The sequence below is a fragment of the Collinsella sp. CLA-ER-H5 genome, assembly GCF_040092375.1.
Taxonomy (GTDB): domain Bacteria; phylum Actinomycetota; class Coriobacteriia; order Coriobacteriales; family Coriobacteriaceae; genus Collinsella.
Window position 1 is genome coordinate 1 of the sequence record NZ_JBBNLR010000036.1, and the last position, 6,908, is coordinate 6,908.

Sequence of the window (6,908 nt, forward strand, 5' to 3'; positions counted from 1 at the left end):
TCCCGCAAGGGCCGCACCTGCATCATCGGCGCCCTGGACAAGGCCGCCGAGACCATGGCCGGCCTCTCCGGCACCCGCATCCACGAGTAGTCCCTACTCCGTTGCCTCTCCCGTGGGCGCCAGGCAAGACGCCCACAAACTAGCCTCTCTTCATGAGCCCCGCAGTCCGCTCCGACTGCGGGGCTTTTGCTGTTTGGAGCGCGAGCAAATGAGGAAGGCGAATAAGAGCCAATCTGATTAGATGCTCAGGTCATGGGATGCCTGAAACCAGACGATGACTCCGAGAATCCTGATTCGGCGTTTGTCCAGCACAATATCCGGTTCCGACGTGCGATATGAGTAGGATGACAGCATCACGGTGTTCGTGCCGGTGCTATATCGCCGTATGACCATTCTGGAATTATCGGCCAAGGCGATGACGGAGCATCCGTTCCAGGGTTTCAGGTTGGGGTCCACCAGGAGAAGGGATCCTATCGGATAGCATTTGGACATGGCAGATGTGTCCATTTGAACAAAAAAGCACCCGCGATGGTTTTTGAATACGGATGAGGGGAGCGCCGTTGTTCCGGTCTGCTTAAGTCCCGTTCTGCCTCCATTCATCTGGATTTTAAATACATCGCAAAGGGAGTCAGTAGTAGTTTCCTTGGATTTCCGCTTCTGCCCCTCGTAGTCGAGCTTTGCGGCAAGCCCTGCGGTTTCAGATGTGAGATCGTCGAGCGGCAGATTGAATTTCGATACGATCTTGAGCAATGTTGACCGGCGGATGGCATAGCGGTCCTTTTCCCAACGGCATACCGTTTCTTTGGAGACGCCGATGAGTGCCGCGAACTCCTCTTGCGTGAGCTGCTCGCGCTTGCGAAGAGCCTTTATGTTTTGACCCGTTCCCATGTTATGAAGCGCGGACGAGGGGAAGGCAGAGGCAGCTGGGGCCGCCAAAGCCGTTTGTCAGCTCAAAGATAGAGATGGGCACAAGTTCAATGCCCGCCTGCTCCAGTGCTTTGTTAGTCTCGGCGTTCTCTTCGTATACGCAGACCTTGCCGGGCTCCAGGCAAAGGGTGCTTATGGCATTGTTGGTTCTTTCGACCTCCGCCGCTCCGGGATTTGAACCGCCGCAAGGGATGAATTGCAGCGAGCTTGAACCCAGGGCTAATCTCAAGGCTTCTTTCAGCCCACCTTCGACATGGCGCGCCCGGGTTGTCCTTTCCGATCTGCCCCGTGTAATGCGGTAGACTCGCGCTTGATCGAGAAGCTCCCGGGCTACGAGGAATGTCTCGTAGCCAACACGAGTGAAGTATGTGTCGAGATGAATACAGAGATCATCGTAGGGAACCTGAATGGCCCATACGGACTCAATAGTTGAGCGCTCATCCCAGAGCAAGTTATTTGCTAGGGTATCTATCGCTGCCGGCTCGGTTCGTTGGGATATACCAACGGCAACGTTCTCGCTATTGAGGTTGTGCAGGTCGCCGCCTTCAATGTGGTAAGTCGATTCATGCTTGAAGAACTGAGGGATCTCGCGGAAATCCGGGTGATAGCTAAAAATCGTTTTGTAGGCGATAACCTCACGGTTGCGCTCTGACCAGTACATATGGTTGAGCGTGACACCTTCGCCGATGACGCTCGCCGGATCGCGCGTGAACCACATGGTGTTAAGGGGGCCTACGAGAAGGTCGTCAGGCGAATATGCGTCTCCTGTCAGTTTTGCGAGGCTGAACATCTCTTTATCCGTGTCGAAGACCTGGGAATAACGGATGCCGTTGACGGCCGCTTGGGCCAGAGCGCGGGAGCCCTCGATGTGCTCGAGGTAATCGCGAATAGCGGACTCGAGCTCAATGCCGCACGCGCCGCATTCTCTAATGAAGCTATCGATAAAGGAGCGACGCGCTTGGTCTGTCGCATCAAGGGCTTCGGTAAGAAGGTTTTCAAGATAGAGAATCTCTACTCCTTCGCGCTCGAGCATCGCCGAGTAAGCATGATGCTCCTTGAGAGCCTTTTCAAGATCGAATGAGCTGCTAGACGGGCGTAGCGTAAAGACTTGATTGAACTGCCCGTCGGGGTAATTGCGCGTTTCGGAGCCGGGGCAGTGCAGGAGGGCCTTTTTTAGCTTTCCTATTTCGTTTTGAACATGTAGTGCGGACATAAGACCTCGCTTTGGCGATGAGTATTGATTGCTTCCATAGTGGCACATTACGAGATTGATTCAATTTACATCATATTTGTCACAGGAGAATGGCATGAACAAGGCTAGTAATTGATGTTAAACATCTATTTAAAGAGACAATTGACGAATTACATCAATCTGGAATCCGTTTACGGGTCGATGCGCTTCGTTGGCGGGCGAAGAGACGGAAGGGTGTTTTGCGCGATGACACAATGGCTTTGCCGGCAACGAAAAACCCCTGAATTAAGGAGGAGAGATGGCAGAGACAGAAAAGAAGCGCACTCTTCGAGTCCCGCACGTGTACACCATCATTCTCGTCTTGATGGCCGTATTTGCCGTTCTGACCTGGGTCGTGCCTTCGGGTTCGTTTGAGCGCCAGGAGGTTAACGGTCGCGAGGTAACGGTCTCGGGCACCTATGAGCCTGTCGATAAGGTCTATACGGACGAGGACGGCAACGAGGTCGATCTTCGCCAAGGCATCTTCGAAGTACTTGAGGCCCCTGCGATCGGCATCCAGCAAGCGGTCGAGGTCGTTGCATTCATTATGATCGTGGGAGGTTCCTTCCAGGTCATCACGGCGACCGGAGCCATCACGAGTGGCGTAGCTCGAGTGGTGAAAAAGTTCAAGAGCAAGGACGTCCTCATCATTCCGATCCTAATGGTGCTTTTTGCCTTGGGCGGCAGCACCTTTGGTATGGCAGAGGAGACGCTTCCGTTCTTTGCGATTCTTATGCCGATCATGATGGCCATGGGCTTCGACTCAATTACAGCGTTCATGACGGTGTTTGTGGGTGCCCGTATCGGATACATCGCATCTACCGTCAATCCGTTCAACGTCCTGATTTCCCAGGGCATCCTCGGTATCCAGGGCAACCCCCAGCTTTGGTTGCGTACTATTGCCCTTGCCGTGCTCACGGCGGTTGCCGTCGCATGGGTTGTAATGTATGCCCTCAAGGTTAAGAAAAACCCCGAAGCGTCCCCCGCTTTCCACGATGATATCGAGAAACGCAAAGAGTTTGGCGCGGATGAGAACCTCCTCGATAGCGAGTTCACCGCTAAGCAAAAAGCCGTCATGGTTATTTTCGTGCTTGGACTTGGCGCTATCATTTGGGGCCTGGTAGCCCAGGGCTGGTACATGAACGAAATCTCTGCGATTTTCTTGGCCATGGCCCTTCTTTCTGGTGTTGTTTCCGGGATGAATGAGAAGGAGATCGCTGGCGAGTTCGTTAAGGGAATTGCAGATTTCGCGTTCTCTGCCATCGTTGTTGGACTTGCCCGCGGAATCCTCGTAATCGCCAATGACGGCCTCATCATCGATACGATTCTCAATACGCTCGCCACGGCTCTCACTGGAGTTCCAGCCGTTATCTTTACGAGCATCCTCTATGTCGTGGATAACCTTCTGTCGATCCTCGTTCCGAGCTCTTCGGGTATCGCTGCTCTTACGATTCCAATTTTTGGCCCACTTGTTGAGCTGATGGGCTTAAACCCCGAGGCTGCAGTTACGGGTCTTTCCATGGGCAGCGCGGCCATGTCTCTCATTTCGCCAACAAGCGCGATGCTCGTTGCCGGTCTTGGCGTCTGCAAGATTCCGCTTGGCCAGTGGTGGAAGGTTGCTTGGAAATTCTTCCTGGTCGTGAGCGTTATCTGCATGGCATTCACTGCGGTTTCGGGCCTTATCCCCTTGCCGTAAAAGCAAAACCTTACATACAGTTGTAAGAAAGAAGGATAGAGATGAACAAAGGACTGAACGTTCATAGCGAGATTGGCGCCCTTAAGAAGGTATGCGTCCATCGCCCCGGTATGGATCTTGTAAACATGAAGGCGGAGGATTTCGATCGCGTCTGGATTCACGACGCGTTCTATTTGGACTATGCCCAGAAGGAGCACGATCAGTTTACCGACCTTCTTCGCGGCGCTGGTGCCGAGGTCGTCTATATGGAAGACCTGGTTGCCGAGACGTTCGACAAGGTCGAGGGCACGCGTGCGAAGTTCATGGGAAAGTTCATGGACGAGTCGGGTATCAAGAACGCTGCTCTTCGCCAGGCGGTTGTCGAGAAGCTCGATTCCATCAAGGACAACAAGGAATTTGTCCTCACGGCTATGGGCGGACTGTATGTGCGCGACCTCGAGATCCCGCATGTCGGCGGCTCTCTTGCCAGCCTGGACGGCGATGAGCTGAAGGGCGACGACATGGTCCTCTTCCCCATGCCCGCCTCGTATTTCTCCCGTGACCCCCTGGCCGTCGTGGGCAAGGGCGCTACCATGAACCGCATGTACTGGAATCAGCGCAACCGCGAGGTTATCTTCTACGAAACGGTGCTCCGCAACCATCCCGATTACGCCGGTAGCCCCATCTGGTACGACCATAATAGCGAGTGGCATATCGAGGGCGGCGATATTCTCAACATCAACGCCAAGACGCTCGCCATCGGTATTTCCGAGCGTACCCAGACTGCGGCCATCGATGAGCTCGCCAAGAATATGTTCTGGGGTTCTGATGAGGCCGAAATCGAGAACATCTATGCCATCAAGATTCCACACGGCTATGCCTACATGCACCTCGACACCGTTTGCACGCAGGTCGATCGCGATAAGTTCACGGTTTATCCCGGCATCTACCAGACGCTTCGTGCCTACCGCCTGACCAAGGGCGATACGGAGGGGGAGGTGCGTATCGAGGAGCTCGAGGGCACCCTGCAGCATATCCTCGAGCTTGCGACGGGTATGGACCACATCACCATGATTGAGTGCGGTGGTGGCGATCCGATCGAGGCTTCCCGCGAGCAGTGGAACGATGGTTCCAACACTCTTGCGGTCGCGCCGGGCAAGGTCTGCGTATATGAGCGCAACGTTGTCACCAACGATGCCCTTTACAAGGCCGGCGTCGAGCTGCTCGTCGCCCCCTCCGAGGAGCTTTCTCGCGGCCGCGGCGGCCCGCGCTGCATGACCATGCCGTTCTGGCGTGAGGAAATCTAACCAACGCTAGCGAATCTGGGCGGCGTTCGCATCCGCGTCGCCCATCCCTTCTTGTTTGTCCCAACAATCGAAAGGACTCAAATCATGTCTCTGAATATTTCTGGTCGAAGCGTTCTCACCCTGCTTGACTTCACGTCCGAGGAAATCGAGTACATGCTCGATCTCGCTAAAAACTTTAAGGATATGAAGCGCGCCGGTTATCCGCACCGCTTTCTCGAGGGCAAGAACATTGTCCTGCTGTTTGAGAAGACTTCCACGCGCACACGCTGCGCCTTCGAGGTCGGCGGTATGGACCTGGGCATGGGCGTAACCTACCTCGACCCCGGCTCGTCGCAGATGGGCAAGAAGGAGTCCATCGAGGATACCGCCCGCGTGCTCGGTCGTATGTATGACGGCATCGAGTATCGCGGCTCCGATCAGTCTATTGTCGAGGAGCTTGCCGCTAAGGCCGGCGTTCCCGTCTGGAACGGCCTGACGAACGAGTACCATCCCACCCAGGCCCTTGCCGATATTCTCACCATGCGTGAGGAGTTCGGCGACACGCGCGGCATGAAGCTCACTTACATGGGCAAGGAGCAGGGCAATGTAAGCGACTCCCTTATGGTCATCTGTGCCAAACTGGGCATCAACTTCTGCTCCTGCGGGCCCAAGGGCGACGTCGAGGGCGCCACGCATTTTGACCCCGAGCTTCTTGAGCGCTGCCAGGAGATCGCTGCTCAGAATGGCTGCACGATCCAGCTCACTGAGGATATCGATGAGGGCGTCAAGGATGCAGATGTTATCTATACGGACGTTTGGGTCGGTATGGGCCAGGCTGAGGAGCTGTGGAAGAGCCGAATCGACCTTCTCTCTCCCTATCGAGTAACGCCTGAGGTTATGGCCAAGGCAAACCCCGGCGCCATCTTTATGCACTGCCTGCCGAGCTTCCACGATACGCAGACTACCATCGGAGCCGAGATCGCCGAGAAGTTCGGCGTGACCGAGATGGAGGTCTCTGATGAGGTCTTTGAGAGCGCGCAGTCTCGCGTGTTCCAGGAGGCCGAGAACCGTATGCATACCATTAAGGCCATGATGTACGCGACTCTTCGCTAAGGGTTGGAAGATACAGAACATTTAGAAGAAGGAATCATGAGCAAACCTTACGGTAAGCCCGATCGTATTGTCGTCGCCCTTGGCGGCAACGCCCTCGGCAACAGCCCCGTCGAGCAGATCGAGGCCGTGAGCAACACCGCCCACGCTCTCCTCGGTCTCATCGAGCAGGGCAACGAGATCATCATCACCCACGGCAACGGCCCGCAGGTCGGCATGATCCAGAACGCCTTCGCCGCCGCCCACGACGCCATCGGCACCCCCGAGATGCCGCTGCCCGAGTGCGGCGCCATGTCCCAGGGCTACATCGGCTACCACCTGCAGCAGGGCATCGGCCGCGAGATGCACAAGCGCTATAAGCGTTGGCACGCCGCCACCGTCGTCACCCAGATCGAGTGCGATCCGGACGACCCCGCGTTCAAGAACCCGACCAAGCCGATCGGCCCCTTCTACACCGAGGAGCAGGCCAAGGAGTTCATGGCCGAGGATCCCTCCAAGGTCTTCGTCGAGGATTCCGGCCGCGGCTGGCGTCGCGTCGTCGCCTCCCCCGATCCCAAGAAGATCGTCGAGGCCGACTCCATCCTCAACCTGCTCGACAACGAGTTCATCGTCATCGCCTGCGGTGGCGGCGGCATCCCCGTCGTCCGCGACTACGAGAACAAGGGCTGCTACAAGGGCG

6 protein-coding genes are annotated in these 6,908 nt (G+C 55.9%); 4 read left to right on the forward strand and 2 right to left on the reverse strand.

The features are described 5' to 3' along the window. Window positions 1–237: 237 nt before the first annotated feature. Complete coding sequence (locus AAAX31_RS09895) at window positions 238–888, reverse strand: LexA family transcriptional regulator (protein ID WP_117648557.1); 651 nt, start codon at window positions 886–888, stop codon at window positions 238–240. Between the two features lies 1 nt (window position 889). Further along, window positions 890–2,140, reverse strand: coding sequence for an arginine deiminase family protein (locus AAAX31_RS09900; RefSeq protein WP_158558657.1), 1,251 nt, complete (start codon window positions 2,138–2,140; stop codon window positions 890–892). A gap of 277 nt (window positions 2,141–2,417) precedes the next feature. On the opposite strand from AAAX31_RS09900, the gene AAAX31_RS09905 reads away from it, so the two are divergent. From AAAX31_RS09905 to AAAX31_RS09920, 4 genes are all read left to right on the forward strand, one after another. Then, window positions 2,418–3,854: a YfcC family protein gene (locus AAAX31_RS09905; RefSeq protein WP_070097169.1), complete on the forward strand. Its 1,437-nt coding sequence runs from the start codon at window positions 2,418–2,420 to the stop codon at window positions 3,852–3,854. Window positions 3,855–3,895: 41 nt separating this feature from the next. Further along, window positions 3,896–5,140, forward strand: coding sequence for an arginine deiminase family protein (locus AAAX31_RS09910; protein ID WP_349077097.1), 1,245 nt, complete (start codon window positions 3,896–3,898; stop codon window positions 5,138–5,140). 84 nt (window positions 5,141–5,224) lie between these two features. Further along, window positions 5,225–6,232 (forward strand): ornithine carbamoyltransferase, encoded by a 1,008-nt coding sequence (argF, locus tag AAAX31_RS09915; protein WP_118273749.1) that lies wholly within the window; start codon window positions 5,225–5,227, stop codon window positions 6,230–6,232. A 36-nt stretch (window positions 6,233–6,268) separates the two neighbouring features. Continuing rightward, window positions 6,269–6,908: carbamate kinase (locus AAAX31_RS09920; RefSeq protein ID WP_349077098.1), on the forward strand; the 640-nt coding region annotated here is incomplete at its 3' end.

Bases quoted from the DNA above. Each gene is read 5' to 3' on its own strand.
- argF (WP_118273749.1), top strand. From the start codon at position 5,225: ATGTCTCTGAATATTTCTGGTCGAAGCGTTCTCACCCTGCTTGACTTC.
- AAAX31_RS09910 (WP_349077097.1), top strand. From the start codon at position 3,896: ATGAACAAAGGACTGAACGTTCATAGCGAGATTGGCGCCCTTAAGAAG.
- AAAX31_RS09895 (WP_117648557.1), bottom strand. From the start codon at position 888: ATGGGAACGGGTCAAAACATAAAGGCTCTTCGCAAGCGCGAGCAGCTC.
- AAAX31_RS09900 (WP_158558657.1), bottom strand. From the start codon at position 2,140: ATGTCCGCACTACATGTTCAAAACGAAATAGGAAAGCTAAAAAAGGCC.
- AAAX31_RS09905 (WP_070097169.1), top strand. From the start codon at position 2,418: ATGGCAGAGACAGAAAAGAAGCGCACTCTTCGAGTCCCGCACGTGTAC.